Genomic DNA, 16874 nt, shown 5'->3' with positions numbered 1-16874 from the left:
ATTTTTGATGTCGGCCATGAAATATTGAAATAACCCTTGCTTCCGAATCTGTGCGGGGTTGGATCAGCCAGGTTCTGTTGTTGAGTGACAGACTTTGAACTTCAAGAATTTACAGATTCGTTAGACTGTAGATTCGGACACACTCGTTATTAGACAGACGGGAGCGCTTGAGAACTGTGGCAAAAAAAGACGAAGCAACCCTGCCGGAGACAAAAGAAGCCGGATTTAACCCAAATTCCTTTGTTCAAGAAACGAAAGAGGAACTGGACAAAGTAGTCTGGCCCAGTCGTCAACAGCTGATTAGTGAGTCAGTGGCTGTTATTTTAATGGTGACGCTCTCGGCAACTCTCATCTACCTGGTCGATCAGTTCTTTCAGTGGGCACAGATAAAGGTGTTCGGATGACTTTTACTTCAGACGAATCGCAAGAATTAGCACAACGCAACCCAGCCGAGGACTCAGAAGAAAATCTGGCGCTGGAAAAAGCTCGTTGGTATGCGGTGCAGGTTGCCTCTGGGTGTGAAAAGCGCGTCAAAGCGAACCTGGAGCAGCGCATTCAGACGCTAGATGTCACCAACAGAATTTTGGACGTACAGATCCCTGAAACACCCATCCTCAGACCTCAAAAAGACGGCAAACCTAAAGAAGGCTCAGAAAAAGTCTTTCCAGGCTACGTCTTGGTGAGAATGCTAATGGATGACGAAGTGTGGCAGGTGATCAAAAACACGCCCAACGTGATCAACTTTGTGGGAGCAGAGCAAAAGCGCCGTTATGGACGGGGGCGCGGTCACGTTAAACCAATGCCCCTGGGTCACTCAGAAGTTGAACGCATCTTCAAGCAGTCCCAGGAGCAGGAGCCAGTCAGAAAAATTGACATGGCAGCAGGTGACAAGATTGTCGTTCTCTCAGGGCCGTTTAAGGACTTTGAAGGCGAAGTGATCGAAGTCAGCGCCGAGCGCAACAAACTCAAGGCTCTGCTTTCAATCTTTGGGCGGGAAACCCCTGTGGAATTGGAAGTGAACCAGGTTCAGAAAGTTTAATTCGGAGTCGAAGAGATTACGATCGATGGCAAAAAAAATCACGGCGGTCATTAAGTTGGCAATCAACGCCGGAAAAGCAAACCCAGCCCCTCCGATTGGTCCTGCATTGGGTCAACATGGGGTAAACATTATGATGTTCTGCAAGGAATACAACGCGAGAACTGCTGACCAAGCAGGGATGGTGGTTCCGGTAGAAATTTCAGTTTACGAAGACCGCAGTTTTACATTCATTCTCAAAACCCCCCCTGCCTCCAAGCTAATTGCCAAAGCGGCTGGAATTGAGACAGGTTCGGGTGAGCCAAACCGTAAAAAAGTAGGGTCGATCTCCCGCACCCAGTTAGAAGACATTGCCAAAACCAAAATGCCTGATCTGAACGCCAATGACATTGATGCGGCGATGAAAATCATCGAAGGCACCGCTAAAAACATGGGCATCACAATCAGCGAATAAGCAACGCAAACATTACGGGGGAGAGAAGATTCTCGCCAATACCCCAGGAGAGTGACATGACTAGAAAAGTATCGCGACGACTACAAGAGTTACAAAAGAAGGTCGAGGAGCGGCCTTACGAGCCACTTGAGGCGCTCAACCTTCTCAAAGAGACTGCAACCGCAAAGTTCCCCGAATCGGCGGAAGCGCACCTGCGTCTCGGCATCGATCCCAAGTACACCGACCAGCAGTTAAGAACGACGGTTTCCTTACCTAAAGGGACGGGGCAAACGGTCAGAGTGGCGGTGATTGCACGTGGCGAAAAGGTCAACGAAGCCACTGTTGCGGGTGCTGACTTGGCGGGTTCTGAGGAGCTGATCGAAGACATCCAAAAAGGGATGATGGACTTTGATTTGCTGATTGCCACGCCGGACATGATGCCGCAGGTCGCAAAATTGGGACGACTGTTGGGGCCACGCGGGTTGATGCCTTCTCCCAAAGGGGGAACGGTGACGTTTGATTTGGGGCCAGCGATCGCCGAATTCAAAGCAGGGAAGCTAGAGTTTCGAGCAGACAAGACAGGAATCGTTCACGTTTTGTTTGGAAAAGCGACTTTCTCGGCTGAGGATCTGTTGGCGAATCTGAAAGCGCTTCAAGAAACGGTCGATCGCAACCGGCCTTCTGGCGCAAAGGGTCGCTATTGGCGCAGTGTTTACGTCTCTTCTACGATGGGGCCATCGATCGAAGTTGACATTAGTGCCCTGCGTGACCTTAAGATAGGAGACGCTGCTTAATCGAGTTCTGAGCAACTTTGAATTAGCACAAACCTGTATCTTGTTTCAGGAGAAGCACATCCAAAATTTTGTCTGAACTAAATAGCCAAGCCGGAGACAGCAGGGGCTTTATGCTTAATGTCCTGCCTAGGTTTGATTTTTGACTCTCACGATGTCCTTCAGCATCTGAGTCAGATGTCATGTCACCCCGGTCAATCGCTGGGGTTTCTTTTTGGCTTGGCTTTTAGAGACAACCATCAGATACCAATCTCAACTTAAGGAGGTGATTACGAATGGGTAGAACGCCAGAAAATAAGCGACAAATCGTTGCCGAACTCAAAGAAACGCTGAATGACTCTCAACTGATGTTTATCATCAACTACAGTGGCTTGACCGTTTCCGAAATTGGCGATTTGCGAAACCGTCTGCGTCCCAAGGGCGCGGTGTGTAAGGTGACCAAAAACACCTTTATGGGAATCGCGACTCAAGACGATGAGCGGTGGCAATCAGTCGGCGAAATTCTCAAAGGCGACTCTGCTTTTGTGATGGTCAAAGATGACCTGGGTGGCGCAATCAAGGCTTACCAGGAATTCCAGAAAGCCAGCAAGAAGACCGAAATTCGCGGCGGCGTGATGGATGGTCGAGTGCTGAATGAGGCGGATTTGAAAGCGATCGCTGACCTCCCCTCCAAGGAGCAACTCATCGCTCAAATTGCAGGCGCAATCAACGGTGTGGCAACTCAACTAGCCGTGGGTATCAATGCAGTACCTTCTGGTTTGGCGCGTGCGATTCAGCAGATTGCAGACAAAGACAATGCAGCGGAAGAAGACGTAGCTGCTTAGAAAGGATGAGCGAGAACTTCGATGATCTGTTTCCCCTTGGGGGGTAATCCGCTTCGCCAAGAGGGATGAATTGATTGGTCAATTTTGAACTCGAAGCTCAAAGTTCGACAACCCAAAACTTTTTTCACTTAGGAGATCAACTATGTCTGCTGTTACCGACGAAATCGTTGAGAAATTGAAGGGTCTGACCCTGCTTGAAGCCTCTGAACTGGTTAAGCAAATCGAGGAAGCGTTTGGCGTGAGTGCTGCGGCTCCGGCTGGCGGCATGATGATGATGGCTCCTGGCGCGGCTGCGGCTCCCGCTGAAGAAGTCGAAGAAAAGACCGAGTTTGATGTTGTGTTGGAAGAAGTCCCTGCTGATAAGAAGATCGCAATTCTCAAGGTCGTGCGGACAATCACGGGTCTGGGTCTGAAGGAAGCAAAAGACTTGGTAGAGGCTGCTCCTAAAGCAGTTAAAGAAGGGGCTGCCAAGGGAGAAGCTGAAGATATCAAGAAGCAACTCGAAGAAGCAGGCGGCAAGGTTTCTATCAAGTAGCCGTTTCTTTGTGTCTCAACTTAGCGTCAATTTGATTCAGTTTTTTCAACTTAACTTGTTTTGGTTTTTGATGCTCAGTTTTGAGGAGCTTCAATCCAAAGTTTTTGGAGAATTGAGGCGTGTTTCTACTGAAGCCAGTAAAGCTAAGAAACTCATCAATTTGCGTCTAAGTTATCTTTTCTGATGATGTTAGGGGTCTCTTAGGAGGCTCTTTTTTTGCATCGTCTGACTTTTTCACCCATGACTTTTTCACCCGATGCAGAACTTTTCACTCATAAAATCGTCCTGAAGTGGAAACCTTTGCAAAGTTACCGTAATGAAAGTTCAGAGGTTATGGAATTATTTTTGGGTAGTCTCTATTAGCACAGCCACCTTGTCGAGTTCTGCGCTGGCAGCGGAGCAAGTGATTTTGAAGTATGGCGTTTTGCGGGAGTCAATTTCGGTCAGCGAACTCACCGCCTTTGCTGATAAAGGTGATGTTTCTCCCGCCCTTCAAGCCCATTTGCGACTTTCAAAACAAGATCCCGCCGCGGTGCGCCGATCGCTCACCCAAACCGTCACCCTTGATCCCACACTTCTAGATCGCATCCTTAACAGTCCAATTGGAAATAGGCTACTCGATCCGCTGAGTCAAGCCATTCGCACACCTAAAGGAGGAGCCGATCGTCAGGCATTGCGGTCTGCCCTGATTCTCTCTGCAACTGGAGACAGCAAGCTTTCTATTCTAGAAGTCCTGCAAAAGTACCCAACTCAAGAAGTTATGCTGGATGGCGATCGACTCACCGATGCCTACAAACGGTTGAGCGAACTTGCCGATCGCCTGCAAAATCCCCTGGGCAGCTTTTTTTAGCTTATGGAATTTGAATCTTCAGTACGCCAGAGTTAGTACGCCAGAGTTTCTAACGTTTCGCGTAAATAATTGTGAACCAGCGTGTCTAAGCTAAGATCCTGAATCTGCTTGTCTGTGTCACGTTCAATTCGCCAACTCTTGAAGCCAGAACTGTCTGCGATCGCTCGCTTTAGACTATCCCAAACTTGAAGTTCGGCCATTAGCGGACGCACTTGAGCATCACTTTCGGACGGCGAAGAAGCAGAAGGATTTACCATAGTTCACCTGACAGTTAAGGAGTCGCGACTTGAACAATACTAAGCTTTTACGAAGCGCAATTTCAGGCATCCATTGGTTGCCCGGTTTCTATCTCTAGAATAACTTAAGATATTTTTGCATCTGTGATGTGGACAACACTTTACAGCCACCAAGACGCTAAATTTGGCTACGTTTCGATAAATTGCACTCTGTACACTTCGACTAGTCAGTACTGGCTTCAGTATCAGTTGGCTCCGTTAACGGGGAAGGCTGAGGCACGGGAATATCCGTAGAGGGCTGTGTCAAGCTGTCTGCAATCAGAGGCGGCACGATTTGATTGACTCGCAGCCCAAAGATCGAAAAACTTTGTGGAATATGGGCCAGCGCAAAGGGGGCAGTCGCATCAAATTGAGCATCGCTGGTCAGCAAGACTTGTGCCACACTCAAAGGCACCTGCAAAAACAAATTACTCGCTAGAAATCCGATCGCCGCGACTAACAACCCCAAGCCCCGCCATGCTAAAAATGGCGATAAGTCAGCCGCGATCGGCGCGACAAAATAAATCTGACGCAACAATATAACTAGCAGCAGCGCTCCCAATCCAATCCAAATGGGGTTCGCACGCGCCTTAAAGAGGGTAAGCAAGCGACGCTGATCTTCTGTAAGCTTTTCTGGCTTGATAGCGACGGGCACCAAACTAAAGATGTAAAAAGGTTTTTTCCACTGCATCCAAGCGATCGGAGCAATGCCAACCAGAGCAACCAGCCCCAACTCCACGCTCACAGGCAAAATCGGATCACCAGCCAACCCCAGCAAGCACAACATCAAGCAAAGTGGCACCGCAGCCAAGCCAGCCGCATGAATCCACAAATACGGATCAGACCAGAAAGCACGCATAAGTCACACTCGCGTTAATCCCACCATCATTGTAGAGGTGAGTGGGATCTGAAGCGGTGGGCGTAGGAGATGAAAAAGGCTCCCTGAGTCGAAGTGGTGACTAACAGCAGATTCAGAGAATTTTATCTCTCCCACACCCCAACTCGGTTCTTTAGTCAATCACCTGAGCGCGCTGCTGTTTGAGGCTTTGAAGCTGTTGTAGCAATGACTCGGTTTCTGCATGAAGATTGAGAAACTTTGCTTGCTGATCGGCCTGATAAATTGCTTTCATTTTTTCGAGAGAACGCAAACAATCGCTTTGAGGCTCACAGACCGCTACACCACTGAATTGAGCGTTTGAATTTCGGGATGTCATAGTGATTAGGAATTTGTACTTACTCACACCGTCGTTTATCTTAACCTAAACTTTACACGAGATCAGATAAAGAGGCTCACTTTTGTGGACGGATCGAAAATTCTTTTAGTTTCCTAGCCCCTGGCTCGACATGCTTCGACACAAATCACCGTCAAAGAAAGCCCTCACGGTAGACTAGGATCTACACTTGTTGCATTCAAGAATTGACTCCTGTGACCCTAAGCCTGTCTACTTCCGATAAATCCCTTCGTGAGGCAATGCCCAAAGTTCAAAACTGGCGTGGCTTGATTGAGGGCTACCGTCGCTATTTGCCTGTTTCTGAGACGACTCCTATTGTGACCCTTCATGAAGGCAATACTCCTTTGATTCCGGTGCCGACGATCGCCGCGCAGATTGGCCGACAGGTACAGGTGTTTGTCAAATATGATGGGTTAAATCCGACGGGGAGCTTTAAAGATCGGGGCATGACGATGGCAATCTCCAAAGCTAAGGAAGCGGGAGCCAAAGCCGTAATTTGTGCCAGTACGGGCAATACGTCAGCCGCAGCGGCTGCCTATGCAAGACGAGGTGGGATGCGGGCGTTTGTGTTAATTCCTGATGGCTATGTGGCATTGGGTAAGCTGGCTCAGGCGCTACTTTATGGGGCAGAAGTTCTGGCAATTAAGGGTAACTTCGATCGCGCCCTAGAAATCGTACGAGAGATGTCAGAATGCTACCCGGTGACGTTGGTCAACTCGGTCAACCCCTATCGTCTAGAAGGGCAAAAAACCGCAGCTTTTGAAGTGGTGGATGTGTTGGGTGACGCGCCTGACTGGTTGTGCATTCCGGTAGGTAACGCGGGCAATATTAGCGCGTATTGGATGGGGTTTTGTCAATATCATCAAGAAGGACGATCGACCAAACTACCTCAGATGATGGGCTTTCAAGCGGCAGGGGCGGCCCCGTTAGTGACAGGTCATGCTGTGAGTCAACCCGAAACCCTGGCCACTGCTATTCGCATCGGCAACCCCGCCAACTGGGGAAAAGCGATCGCCGTCCAAGACTCCAGTCAGGGCAGCTTTAATGCTGTCACGGATGAAGAGATTTTGGTCGCCTATCGAATGCTGGCAGGCGATGAAGGAATTTTTTGTGAACCCGCCAGCGCTGCGTCGGTTGCAGGTCTGCTCAAAGTTAAGGATCAAGTTCCTACAGGGGCAACGATCGTCTGTGTGCTTACAGGCAATGGCTTAAAAGATCCCGATTCTGCCATCAAATTTAGCGAAAACAACTTCAGACAAGGAGTTGAGCCAAACCTGGAGACCGTTGCGAAGGTGATGGGGTTCTGAAGAAGGGATGAGGGATGAAACGGTTTGGTAGAGCGGTTGAGGCGCTGACTCAAAAACTTGGATTCAATCCTGGCTTCACCTTCACAGACAATCACCTCACCCAAAGACTCAAAGTTTAATACATCCCTCATCCCTCATCCCTCATCCTCTGCTTCGTCAACATGTCCACCGTGTCTCCCAGCGCCGTCGTTAGATTTTTGCGGGTCTGAACATGATTCGCTTGCTCAATCTTCAAATCTTGGGCCAACCGATCGCGCTCACTCCAGACTTCCAATAGCTTTAGTTTGAGTTCTTCAATGGTTTGCAGGGCATCAATCGATCGCTCAATGCTGGAGGACAAAATCGGAGTATCGGCTGAGGGCTGGGGCAGGCTTTTGAGGTGATTGACTTCTGCGGTGAGGGCAGCGATCGTTTGACGGGTGAGCATGGCTTCCGTTCGACGCTGTTGGGCTTCGGTTTCGTATCGTTTGCGCCAGTTGTCTGCACTTGCATTGGCAGCGTTTTGTGCGTCCTGGGCTTCTTGCAACCGTTGCTTAAGCTCTTTGATTTCGTTGAGCCATTGAACCACCTGATCAGACATGCTCGATCCCTCTCAACCCGCTTAAATTCCACTGCTTAATCTCCAAAGATACACCCAGAATGAAGGATGCGGGGATGAGAGAAAGGACAAATTTGTTAGGTTCTCGATTCTTACTTCCAGCCTTTGCGCGCTTGCTCCAACACGTAAGCAGAAACGTCTTCAACCTGAGACTTCGTTAACTTTGTTTTGTAGGCAGGCATGTTGTTTTTGCCGTTGAGGACGAGTTGACCGATCGCCGCTACGGTTGCATAGCCATTTTGCTGGAGTGCCTTCAGTTTCAGGGTTTTGTTGCGTCGCACGATGTTGCCTCCGTTAGCGTGACAGCCTGCACAGTTGGCTGCAAAAACCTGTGACCCGTTCTTAAGGTTGGCGGCCAGCGTCGGCGGAGTCAGCAACACAATTCCTAAAATGAACCCAACCAGACCGATCGTTAGAAATCGCTTCAGCATTTTATTTACCCATTTGTATTCCTGATCCTGACATATCTTCGCCAACACTCATTCTTTTGAGACAATAACAAAAGAGAATGGCAGAATATCAAAGTGTTGTCAGAAGAGGGGTTTGCTCTGTGCTAGTGCAACTTGGAGTGGGGGCGATTTGTTTTGCGATCGCGTTTGTCTTGGCCAGTCTGGTGGAGTATTGGATGCATCGCCTGATGCATGTTTCGCCCAAAATTGGAGAGCGGCATCGAGATCACCATCGGCGCAATGAGGGTCAGGGCGTTTTGTGGGAGTTTCGCGACTATGTAAAAAGCACGGTAATTATTCTCTGTCTAATGTTTTTTCACTCATTTGCAGCAGGAATGGGCTGGTTTCTTGGCGGCATGGTCTACGCAGCGTTTTCCTCTTATGCTCATCAACTCCAGCACGAAAATCCATCAAAGTGCTTTTGGATGAAGATGCCCGTCCACTATGTCCATCACAAGTATGGAATGTGGCACCACAATTTTGGGCTTGCAGTCGATTGGTGGGATCACGTTTTTGGGACGTACAAGCTGGTTGAGTGGGTCGATGAAACTGAATTGAGTCAACCCGATCGCTCTTATCTACAGTTGCGCTGGTGGTAAAAGAGCTGTGGATTTGATGAAATCTCTGAGTGCAAGCTTACGCCGACGAGCTTTACCTTCTAGAAATTGGCGGCGCATCTAATCGGGGTTTTGACGTTGGGTTGCTGACTGACAAAACTTTCTGTCTGGTGATTGGTTCCGCAAGTTCTTTCGGAAACGGGATTGTAGCGACCAGAATAAAATTTGCTGTGTATAAAAACTCCCTAAATTCGATTCGCCAGCGTTAACAATCGCAGAGTTTCAGGGCTTTTGTCAGTCAACCAGCGATGAGTTAACTAGATTTTTCATCACAAAGACAACAGGTAAAAGAATCTCGGAGGTGCAGGTCGATCGCATTAGTAAGGGATGGCGTTACCCAGTTTGCAATCGATCACCCAAGTTAATTACCTAAATGCTTCAAGAAATTTAAAAAACAAAAGCCCAGTAGCGCGACACCACTGAGCTTGGTAGCTGTGAAAGTTGATACTCTCTAATGAAATGACTTATGTGAGAATCATCTCAAAGTGTTTCATGAAGTTCATCTGTGTTTTTACTGGAATAAGTTGCGTTTTACGCAAGGTCGTGAGGGATCGCTCCAGAACAACCCGTAAACTTACGGTTGATATCTAATCAGGAAGATTTTCGACACAAAGGGAAGAAACTTGCCCTGCGTTACCAGCAAGAATCAGATTAAAAAAGGGACGATCGCTCCACTTATGAAGCAAACCGCCCCTTACAGATCCCTGATTTTTTAAAAGGTCAGGATCTCAACTGTTCTAGCTAGTGACGACGAATCGGCGTGCCACAGGGATAAGTTGCCACAGGTTCACGCATTGAGGAAGTTACAGAAATCGGCTCTGTGACAGGGTGATCAGGTTGCAGCTTCGCAGCTTCGTAGTCTGCCTTGAGTTTTGCCAGCATCTCATCGCGGCGATCGTACAGTCGCTTGAGCGGACGAGGCGCACATTGATTGGTCACATAGGCGGTGAGAATGGGCAACGCGATCGTACTGTCGGTATAGCAAACGATCGTATTAGGCAACTCATCGGGGTCAACTTTGCCCCAGCTTACGGCTTCGTTGGGCGTTGCGCCAGACAACCCACCCGTATCAGGACGAGCATCCGTCACCTGAATAAAGTAATCGTGTCCCCGCTCTTCCAATCCCAACACTTCATGTAGCTGAGGTTGAGTTTGCAGCAGGAAATTTTTGGGACTGCCGCCACCAATGATTAGAGCCGCACTCTTGCCTTCGACATCAGGGATGCCAGATTCACGCGCTGAGTAAGCGATCGCCGCTGTTTCATTGACATCCAGCATTGGGTCGATCATCAGTCTGGAACCTTCGAGGGCCATCGCTGCAATGTTCATGCCGATCGAGCTATCACCCGGTGAAGACGTGTAAATCGGAACGCCACACTCATAAGCCGTCGCCAGCAGAGAGGAATGCTTGACCCCTAACTGCCGCTCGACCTCATAGACATACTTGCCTAGCAGATGGTGAAATTCTGCTGTTCCCATGCGTTTTTGAAACGGTTCGGCTTTCAGAATCTGGCGGATAAACGCATCGGTTCCCAACAGCACGTCGTAGTCAAAAATGATGTCATAAATGCGAATTCGACCTTCTTGACGCAGCTTCACATCATCGACAAAGGGATTGCTGGCATAGAGATCCAGTCCCAAACCATAGTGCATATCGTGGTAAAGATTGGCTCCGGTACTGATGATCCAATCGACGAATCCGTTTCGCATCAAGGGTGCAATCACAGAAGTCCCCAATCCGGCTGGGGTCATCGCTCCTGAGAGGCTAAGGCCGACCGTTACGCCTTCTTGCATGACTTCGCGCGTCAGCAGATGACAAATTTCTCGTAGGCGAGCCGAATTGTATGCCGTAAAGTAGCCGTCAATCAGATCTACTACGCTGATTTCGGCAGGCATGGGGGAGGGCGCAATTTTGTGACTGAGAAGTTTGGACATTTTTCTACTCCAGAAAGAATCAAACGCATAAAGAAAGGGCTAGACAGTGAATAACAGTCCACGTTAAATCGCCAGGCTACTGGGATATGCGCTTTTTTCTTAAAACTCAGCGCAAATCAAAGCAACCGCGATCAACGCAGCAATGCCTCTTGTGGTCAAATGCGGCTTAGTTCTTACAGCCCCAGAACTCGCTAACCACTTCGGCAATAAGTTTTGAAAATTCTCCTAAAAGAGAACTTGACCGATCCAGTTCGCGAAGGCGTTGAAAGCGATAGGACTTTACAACAAACGCAGTGCGAACCTTAAGTTACAGATCGGTCAGTTCATACTGGGCGCTTCACAGCGGTCAACCAGCGAGAGAGCTGGATCACACTGCCGCTTGCGCTTTAACTTCATGTCCAGATACCAGAGAGGTCTCCAGGGGTATCCAGTAAACGAGAAAAGTTTCAATGCTTTTTACGCAACCTTGTGTAAACACAGACGATTTCATCCTATCACTCCTTCCCAGAATGTCACTCATCTGAAATACTGAGATTTTCTCAAGGGCGACCCAAGAGCGGACTGTCTCCTGATAGGCTAGGAGCAATACTTAGAATGTTTCTAGAAAGCGTCTCGTCCATGATTGACTCTCAGCCCGACATCAATTCCCCGATCGCGGATTCCGAAAAGCACCGCCAAAAAATGCAGCGACGCAAAGAAGTGCAGGATCAGCGACTGTCTGATATGGCTGCCGAAAAAGGGTTGGTCATTGTCAATACAGGCAATGGCAAAGGCAAGACCACGGCGGCTTTAGGAATGGTGCTGCGATCGCTCGGTCACGGTTACAAGGTGGCAATCGTTCAGTTTATTAAAGGAGCCTGGGAGCCTGCCGAAAAAGCGGCCTTTGCCCATTGGGGCGACCAGCTTCAGTTTCACGCCTTGGGAGAAGGGTTCACCTGGGAGACGCAGGATCGCGATCGCGATATTCTCAAAGCAACCGAAGCCTGGGAGACGGCTTTATCCTTCATCCACAACCCTGACTATCGGCTGGTACTGCTTGACGAAATTAACATCGCGCTCAAGTTGGGCTATCTAGGCGTAGAAACGGTGCTCTCAGGATTGGCAGAAAAGCCAGAAGCGTCTCACGTCATTCTGACGGGTCGAGGTGCCCCTGCGGCCCTGATCGATCGCGCCGACCTAGTTACAGAAATGACATTAATCAAACATCCATTTCGAGAACAAGGCATCAAGGCCCAGCCTGGAATCGAATTTTAACTGCTGTTCTGTTTATAGAACTGAGGTTTGTCAGAGGTCTGAATTGCTACATTGAGCCGCATGGATTTGATATTTAGAGGCAACCTGCGTATTTTCAGATTCACAGGACTGAGTTTGACTGTGAAATGCAGCAGGGGCGGCGAGTTTGAGGGATTTGAAGAGCGATCGCAAACTTTTCTTCTCGATGTAAGGCACAACCGTGGCTTGACCGTTCTAAAAGACGACTCTGGTGGTAATGCGGACGATACTTCGTTGAACAATGTATAAAATTTTATTCAAAACCATCACTTTTAGTTGCAGTGAATCTCACAAGGAATCGTTGCGGATTCGTGTAAAATGCTGCTTTGACTTCACTTCTAATCTTTAAATACTGAATTTTTGGCTAATGCTTTCTAAAAAGTCATCAAATCCTCTCTAGCGAAGAGTTTGACGGTTTCATGCTGGCATTTTCTAGCATAAGCTGAAATCTTAGTTCAGCAAGGATTCCAGCTTCCCAGACAAGCTTTAGTCAAAACTTCAGTAAGTAGGGAACACTACTCCCAGAATCAATCGAAAATTGTCAGCTCATAACAGAGTAACGCTATGCCTCCCATCCTTGGTAATAACTCGTTCGAGACCGCTAAAGAAATTCTCTCGCCCGCCCTTTCCACCAAAGAAGAATTAGGTTCACTTAGTAGCGCTACGGGGGGAGACCTGACCGACTACTTTAAATTCACCCTTACAGGCAGCAGCAGCATCAGTCTTTCGCTAACCGGATTAACTGGAAATGCACGCCTGAGAGCTTTTTCTGCACCCAACGAAGCGAGTGAAATTACCCCATCAGGCACCAGCAATCCCCAACGTCTCTCAGAGTCCATCATTCTCAACAACGTCCAGCCCGGAACTTACTACGTCAAAGTTGATCTAGACTCCACCGATTCGACGGCGACCTCTGCTGACTACTCACTTAAAGTGGGTGCCAACACCAGCCTCAACTCCAGCAGCATCCTATGGCGCGCAGCCGACGGCACAAATGGGGTGTGGTTGATGAATGGTAAAGATTACAGTGAGGTTGGCTTTACTCCACAAAAAACGAGCAACTGGCGACCGACGGTTGGTGACTTTAATGGAGATGGAGAAGATGATGTCTTTTGGCAAAACACAACGGATGGGTCGCTCGAAATCTGGCTAATGCAGGGCAAAAGCGTGCTAGAGGTTGGAACGCCCAAATTCAACAACCAGTCTCTCTTTTTGGATGCACCCTGGAAATCCTATGTCGGTGATTTTGATGGAAACGGCAAGTCAGACATCTTCTGGCACAACCAGTCCACCGGAGTGACCGCTGTCTGGCTGATGGATGGCATTAAGATTGCCGATGCTAACCTCACGCCTGCATTTCCCGCACGGTCAACTTGGGCACCTGAAATCGCTGACTTTGACGGCAATGGCAACGACGACATCCTCTGGCGAAACGCCCCAACTGGAGAGTTAGCCATCTGGATCATGAAAGGCAGAAACTTGGACACACCGACGAGTTTTAGCTACTTTTCTGGCGTTCCTCGCGAATGGGTGCCCACAGCAGTTGACTTGACTGGAGACGGAGGTGCAGACCTGCTCTGGCGCAACACCTCCACAGGCGACAACGTTGTTTGGCTCATGACAGGCAAAGACCGCCAATCGTTTGACTCCTTGTTTAGTTCTCCAGCTTTGACCTCCTGGACTCCTCAAACAGGGGACTTTAATGGCGACGGAATTACTGATATATTCTGGCGCGACTCCTTTACTCGCAACGGGGTCACGTCAGGGTCTGGCACCAACGGCATTTGGAACCTGGACGGCAATCTGGGCATGGGTCAAAAACTCACCAGTTTTGGTTTCTTGTTGACTAATGAGGTTAGCTGGAAGATTGAAGCGATTACTGACTTTAACGGTGACGGCAAAGACGACATGCTGTGGCGCAACTCAGATGGAACGGTCGGCGTGTGGCTGATAGACACCACAGGTACAAAACTGACCGAAGGAAAAGCCCTTGCTGACTTTGCGATCGCTCCCTCTAAAGTTCCACTAGATTGGAAAATGGATGGAATTCTCAAGCGCAATCTCACCAACAAGCCCCAGAGCATTAGCGGCCCTTCCGAAGCCACTGCTTTTGATGTTGGCACTCTCAACACCGGGACGAATGTCAGTCCTGCTACACCAGGAGTCTATCGAGATGCTGTGACGGCGACAGCTCCTGACTTCTTTAAGTTCAATATTGCTACCCAGTCGAATTTTACGATGACTCCGACGGGCAGCGTAACACTGCAACTATTTAGACAGGGAGCGGCGGGCACTCCATCGACTTTAGTTGCTTACACAGCAGGAATGGATTTAGGAGTCGGCACCTACTTTGTCAAAGTTAATACGACTGCAAATACCTCCACTGCTTACAGCTTGACTCTGTTGGGGACACCTCAAATTGTCAATCTCTTGGGTGAAAGCTTTACGGCTCCGGTTCAGATTCCGCTAGACGAACCCTCAACGGCTACGCCAAATCCCGCAACAAAGGTCAATGTCAGCTACAGCATCAGAAATGGTGGAACTGTCTCTGTGAGCGGGGTCAAGGTGAACTTTGTCATCTCCAGAGATAGCGTGATTGATGCCAGCGATCGCCTGATCGGAACAGACCTCGTACAACAGACGATCGCAGCAGGCAGCCCCTCCACAGTCCGAACCAGCCAAGTGACCCTGCCTAATATCGAAGACACTTTCTGGACAGTAGACAAAAACTATTACATCGGCGTGATCGTTGACCCAGACAATGCCTTCACGGAGACCAGCGAAACCGATAACTTTAATGTCGCGATCGCCAAGGACAAGTTCGAAGTTAATGTAACAAGAACAATCACGGCTGATCCTAGAGCCATCAGCTTGAGCGTAACCCCATCGACCTCGATTCCAATTACCTCATCAAGTAGCAGCACTCTATCAGCGACCTATGCGATCGGCAACGCTGGCAATAAGGCAATTCTTGACAGTGAGACGATACTTACTAAGTTCTATCTCTCAAAGGACAACGTTTTTGGCGACGGCGATCGAGATCTCAATGAGATTCCGAACGCAATTCCTGCTAGAACTGACCTATCTCCTGCTCAAATCAATTTAGCATTACCACCCAAAGGGGATGGAGTTTGGCAGAACCTGACGGGAACACAACAGTTCTACATCATTATGGTGGTTAACACAAATGGTATTCCTGAGTCAGATCCCACCAATAACCTGACATCGAGTGCGATCACGGTTGATTTGGGTGTCTAAGCTGTTTTGATTCTATTTGTCGCCAGGGGTGCAAAGGTGTGCCCCTTTTTTGTGGCTACTCGACTTCGACAGCGGGGGTCGAGCATTGGGTTGAGATGTCGTTGGTTTTGGGATAGGTGCTCAGGAGCCGCAGAAAATACTCACTGTCAAAGCTGCGGGGATCTATCCGTTGGCGTGATCGATCCACCAATCGATGAGTCGTAATTCGGGATTGTGGCACTCCTGTTTTGGCGACGAGCCACGCTAGAGATTGATATTGTGCTCTTGTGTAGCCACTGTGTCGAGTCGCATTGTCGCGCCCGTCGGGAGGGGTGACGAGAGAAATGTGATAGGCAAAGTTATTCACAGAGGGCGGAAAGTCAGGATTAGTTCTGACTGCCTCAATGCCGATTGCGCTTTCAAATACAGAATTTCCGGCTCCAAAGGCGCGACGATCGGGCGGCACCAGATAAGTCACGGTTCCATCCTCTCTAATTAAGGTGTGATAGCTGACCTGATCGTTATCGTTGGGATGGGGCGTTTGAAAGAAGCTGATTGTGCCCTGACCAGAGCCAACGGTTTCGTGGAGAACGACGATCGGCTCCTGGTTAACGGGGTTGCCAGCGAGGTCTTGCAAAAAACGCCGCCCAAAGTTGGTGGGGTGTGCCAGTGCGACCACTTCTCTGGGTGTGTAGATCGGCTGAGTTTTGGGCAAGTCGTCTTTAGTGGGAACGATCGCGCTAGAGTCTTGTCTAAATCGACTCAGGGGAATTTGTTCTCGAATCGCCGGGGGCACTTTTGTCAATTTGTTCTTTTTGGCGATGGGTTTGAGGGCACAGGCACTAGAGAGTGTAGAACCGTCAAAGGATTGTGAGGGCTGGCTGAGAGCAGGGGGGGTAGAAAGGCGAATTTTGATTCCTTCGACCACTTCGGTATGACCAGAGTAGGCTCCCAGAACGATCGCAATTACGCTCAACGCCAGGATGATGAGAGTTTGTAACGGTTTTTTCATGCCAGTAGGGTTCATTCGGAGAGGGGCGATCGCAAAAGGAGCCTTTCATGACTCATGCTTAGAGAGCAATTTATTACTGTCGATCGATTTTGGCAAGTCGTTTTTCTAACTGAGTAACGCGCTCTTTAAGTTCGATGACAAGTGTGGCGAGTCGGTCAAACTGGGGATCAGCAGAAGCAACCCGTGGACGGCTTTGTGGCACTGGGTTTGAAGGAAGTGAGGGAGCAACGCTCGATCGAGGAATGCGAGACTCAATCTGACTCAAGCGACTTTGTAGCCCAAAAAAATCAGTTTCCAGGCGCGACACACGAGAGTCTAACCCCGCTTGCGCTTGTGCTGGAGAGCAGCTTTGTAAAGGGAGCATACAGAAGATAGCAAGGGCGATCGCGAAAAATTTACCTATCATTTCTGAGGCGGTTTCTGAATCTGAGGTCTGTTGCTTAAAATAGAAGACCATCTTCAGTGCGTGAA

At 49.0% G+C, this 16874-nt stretch carries 20 protein-coding genes and 1 other annotated feature; of the genes, 11 read left to right on the top strand and 9 right to left on the bottom strand.

Translation table 11 applies throughout. From position 1 onward, the window contains the following. The first annotated feature begins 176 nt into the window (after positions 1–176). From secE to ACKFKH_RS14750, 7 genes are all read left to right on the top strand, one after another. On the top strand, positions 177–404 hold the full coding sequence (gene secE / locus ACKFKH_RS14780; RefSeq protein WP_446859080.1) for a preprotein translocase subunit SecE: 228 nt from the start codon (positions 177–179) through the stop codon (positions 402–404). Then, positions 401–1039 (top strand): transcription termination/antitermination protein NusG, encoded by a 639-nt coding sequence (gene nusG / locus ACKFKH_RS14775; protein WP_446859079.1) that lies wholly within the window; start codon positions 401–403, stop codon positions 1037–1039. Before secE ends, nusG begins: the two co-directional genes overlap by 4 nt. A gap of 25 nt (positions 1040–1064) precedes the next feature. Then, positions 1065–1490, top strand: coding sequence for a 50S ribosomal protein L11 (gene rplK, locus ACKFKH_RS14770; RefSeq protein WP_446859078.1), 426 nt, complete (start codon positions 1065–1067; stop codon positions 1488–1490). Between the two features lie 56 nt (positions 1491–1546). Further along, positions 1547–2263 carry a 50S ribosomal protein L1 gene (gene rplA / locus ACKFKH_RS14765; RefSeq protein ID WP_446859077.1) on the top strand — a complete coding sequence of 239 codons (717 nt, stop codon included), beginning with the start codon at positions 1547–1549 and terminating at the stop codon, positions 2261–2263. Positions 2264–2335: 72 nt separating this feature from the next. Next, positions 2336–2482, top strand: a sequence feature (ribosomal protein L10 leader region). A gap of 53 nt (positions 2483–2535) precedes the next feature. Beyond that, complete coding sequence (gene rplJ / locus ACKFKH_RS14760) at positions 2536–3084, top strand: 50S ribosomal protein L10 (protein WP_446859076.1); 549 nt, start codon at positions 2536–2538, stop codon at positions 3082–3084. 142 nt (positions 3085–3226) lie between these two features. Next, positions 3227–3619, top strand: coding sequence for a 50S ribosomal protein L7/L12 (gene rplL, locus ACKFKH_RS14755; protein WP_446859075.1), 393 nt, complete (start codon positions 3227–3229; stop codon positions 3617–3619). 316 nt (positions 3620–3935) lie between these two features. Further along, positions 3936–4469, top strand: coding sequence for an alpha/beta hydrolase (locus ACKFKH_RS14750; RefSeq protein WP_446859074.1), 534 nt, complete (start codon positions 3936–3938; stop codon positions 4467–4469). Positions 4470–4501: 32 nt separating this feature from the next. Here the strand turns inward: ACKFKH_RS14750 and ACKFKH_RS14745 are convergent, their stop codons facing one another. The 3 genes from ACKFKH_RS14745 to ACKFKH_RS14735 form a co-directional block, all read right to left on the bottom strand. Next, positions 4502–4726, bottom strand: coding sequence for a hypothetical protein (locus tag ACKFKH_RS14745; RefSeq protein ID WP_446859073.1), 225 nt, complete (start codon positions 4724–4726; stop codon positions 4502–4504). Positions 4727–4928: 202 nt separating this feature from the next. Next, on the bottom strand, positions 4929–5603 hold the full coding sequence (locus ACKFKH_RS14740; RefSeq protein ID WP_446859072.1) for a low-complexity tail membrane protein: 675 nt from the start codon (positions 5601–5603) through the stop codon (positions 4929–4931). Positions 5604–5754: 151 nt separating this feature from the next. Then, entirely contained in the window at positions 5755–5958 is a 204-nt protein-coding gene (locus ACKFKH_RS14735; protein ID WP_446859071.1) for a hypothetical protein, read from the bottom strand. A gap of 257 nt (positions 5959–6215) precedes the next feature. Here ACKFKH_RS14735 and thrC point away from each other — a divergent pair, with 257 nt between their 5' ends. Beyond that, on the top strand, positions 6216–7283 hold the full coding sequence (thrC, locus tag ACKFKH_RS14730) for a threonine synthase (RefSeq protein ID WP_446859070.1): 1068 nt from the start codon (positions 6216–6218) through the stop codon (positions 7281–7283). A gap of 127 nt (positions 7284–7410) precedes the next feature. On the opposite strand, the gene ACKFKH_RS14725 is transcribed toward thrC, so the two are convergent. Together ACKFKH_RS14725 and petJ are read right to left on the bottom strand one after the other, a co-directional pair. Then, on the bottom strand, positions 7411–7863 hold the full coding sequence (locus ACKFKH_RS14725; RefSeq protein WP_446859069.1) for a hypothetical protein: 453 nt from the start codon (positions 7861–7863) through the stop codon (positions 7411–7413). A 110-nt stretch (positions 7864–7973) separates the two neighbouring features. Beyond that, the gene (petJ, locus tag ACKFKH_RS14720; RefSeq protein WP_446859068.1) at positions 7974–8312 is read right to left on the bottom strand and encodes a cytochrome c6 PetJ; all 339 of its coding nucleotides are present in this window, start codon (positions 8310–8312) and stop codon (positions 7974–7976) included. Between the two features lie 119 nt (positions 8313–8431). Between petJ and ACKFKH_RS14715 the strand changes: the two genes are divergently transcribed. Continuing rightward, positions 8432–8929 (top strand): sterol desaturase family protein, encoded by a 498-nt coding sequence (locus ACKFKH_RS14715; RefSeq protein WP_446859067.1) that lies wholly within the window; start codon positions 8432–8434, stop codon positions 8927–8929. 759 nt (positions 8930–9688) lie between these two features. Here the strand turns inward: ACKFKH_RS14715 and ACKFKH_RS14710 are convergent. Next, the gene (locus ACKFKH_RS14710; RefSeq protein WP_446859066.1) at positions 9689–10882 is read right to left on the bottom strand and encodes a homospermidine biosynthesis protein; all 1194 of its coding nucleotides are present in this window, start codon (positions 10880–10882) and stop codon (positions 9689–9691) included. A gap of 594 nt (positions 10883–11476) precedes the next feature. On the opposite strand from ACKFKH_RS14710, the gene cobO reads away from it, so the two are divergent. Further along, entirely contained in the window at positions 11477–12136 is a 660-nt protein-coding gene (gene cobO / locus ACKFKH_RS14705) for a cob(I)yrinic acid a,c-diamide adenosyltransferase (protein WP_446859065.1), read from the top strand. A gap of 30 nt (positions 12137–12166) precedes the next feature. On the opposite strand, the gene ACKFKH_RS14700 is transcribed toward cobO, so the two are convergent. Then, positions 12167–12331: a hypothetical protein gene (locus ACKFKH_RS14700; protein ID WP_446859064.1), complete on the bottom strand. Its 165-nt coding sequence runs from the start codon at positions 12329–12331 to the stop codon at positions 12167–12169. Positions 12332–12718: 387 nt separating this feature from the next. Between ACKFKH_RS14700 and ACKFKH_RS14695 the strand changes: the two genes are divergently transcribed. Then, the gene (locus ACKFKH_RS14695; protein ID WP_446859063.1) at positions 12719–15412 is read left to right on the top strand and encodes an FG-GAP-like repeat-containing protein; all 2694 of its coding nucleotides are present in this window, start codon (positions 12719–12721) and stop codon (positions 15410–15412) included. A gap of 55 nt (positions 15413–15467) precedes the next feature. Here ACKFKH_RS14695 and ACKFKH_RS14690 read toward each other — a convergent pair whose 3' ends face one another. Next, positions 15468–16403 carry a peptidoglycan recognition protein family protein gene (locus tag ACKFKH_RS14690; protein ID WP_446859062.1) on the bottom strand — a complete coding sequence of 312 codons (936 nt, stop codon included), beginning with the start codon at positions 16401–16403 and terminating at the stop codon, positions 15468–15470. 73 nt (positions 16404–16476) lie between these two features. Continuing rightward, positions 16477–16860: a hypothetical protein gene (locus ACKFKH_RS14685; protein ID WP_446859061.1), complete on the bottom strand. Its 384-nt coding sequence runs from the start codon at positions 16858–16860 to the stop codon at positions 16477–16479. Between the last annotated feature and the right edge of the window lie 14 nt (positions 16861–16874).

The sequence above is a fragment of the Phormidesmis sp. 146-20 genome (assembly GCF_052939475.1).
Note: the sequence above shows the minus strand (reverse complement) of the source record. Positions and strands in the feature narration are given on the sequence as shown.

Bases quoted from the DNA above. Each gene is read 5' to 3' on its own strand.
- nusG (WP_446859079.1), top strand. From the start codon at position 401: ATGACTTTTACTTCAGACGAATCGCAAGAATTAGCACAACGCAACCCA.
- rplK (WP_446859078.1), top strand. From the start codon at position 1,065: ATGGCAAAAAAAATCACGGCGGTCATTAAGTTGGCAATCAACGCCGGA.
- rplA (WP_446859077.1), top strand. From the start codon at position 1,547: ATGACTAGAAAAGTATCGCGACGACTACAAGAGTTACAAAAGAAGGTC.
- rplJ (WP_446859076.1), top strand. From the start codon at position 2,536: ATGGGTAGAACGCCAGAAAATAAGCGACAAATCGTTGCCGAACTCAAA.
- rplL (WP_446859075.1), top strand. From the start codon at position 3,227: ATGTCTGCTGTTACCGACGAAATCGTTGAGAAATTGAAGGGTCTGACC.
- ACKFKH_RS14750 (WP_446859074.1), top strand. From the start codon at position 3,936: ATGAAAGTTCAGAGGTTATGGAATTATTTTTGGGTAGTCTCTATTAGC.
- ACKFKH_RS14745 (WP_446859073.1), bottom strand. From the start codon at position 4,726: ATGGTAAATCCTTCTGCTTCTTCGCCGTCCGAAAGTGATGCTCAAGTG.
- ACKFKH_RS14740 (WP_446859072.1), bottom strand. From the start codon at position 5,603: ATGCGTGCTTTCTGGTCTGATCCGTATTTGTGGATTCATGCGGCTGGC.
- ACKFKH_RS14735 (WP_446859071.1), bottom strand. From the start codon at position 5,958: ATGACATCCCGAAATTCAAACGCTCAATTCAGTGGTGTAGCGGTCTGT.
- thrC (WP_446859070.1), top strand. From the start codon at position 6,216: ATGCCCAAAGTTCAAAACTGGCGTGGCTTGATTGAGGGCTACCGTCGC.
- ACKFKH_RS14725 (WP_446859069.1), bottom strand. From the start codon at position 7,863: ATGTCTGATCAGGTGGTTCAATGGCTCAACGAAATCAAAGAGCTTAAG.
- petJ (WP_446859068.1), bottom strand. From the start codon at position 8,312: ATGCTGAAGCGATTTCTAACGATCGGTCTGGTTGGGTTCATTTTAGGA.
- ACKFKH_RS14710 (WP_446859066.1), bottom strand. From the start codon at position 10,882: ATGTCCAAACTTCTCAGTCACAAAATTGCGCCCTCCCCCATGCCTGCC.
- cobO (WP_446859065.1), top strand. From the start codon at position 11,477: ATGTTTCTAGAAAGCGTCTCGTCCATGATTGACTCTCAGCCCGACATC.
- ACKFKH_RS14695 (WP_446859063.1), top strand. From the start codon at position 12,719: ATGCCTCCCATCCTTGGTAATAACTCGTTCGAGACCGCTAAAGAAATT.
- ACKFKH_RS14690 (WP_446859062.1), bottom strand. From the start codon at position 16,403: ATGAAAAAACCGTTACAAACTCTCATCATCCTGGCGTTGAGCGTAATT.
- ACKFKH_RS14685 (WP_446859061.1), bottom strand. From the start codon at position 16,860: ATGGTCTTCTATTTTAAGCAACAGACCTCAGATTCAGAAACCGCCTCA.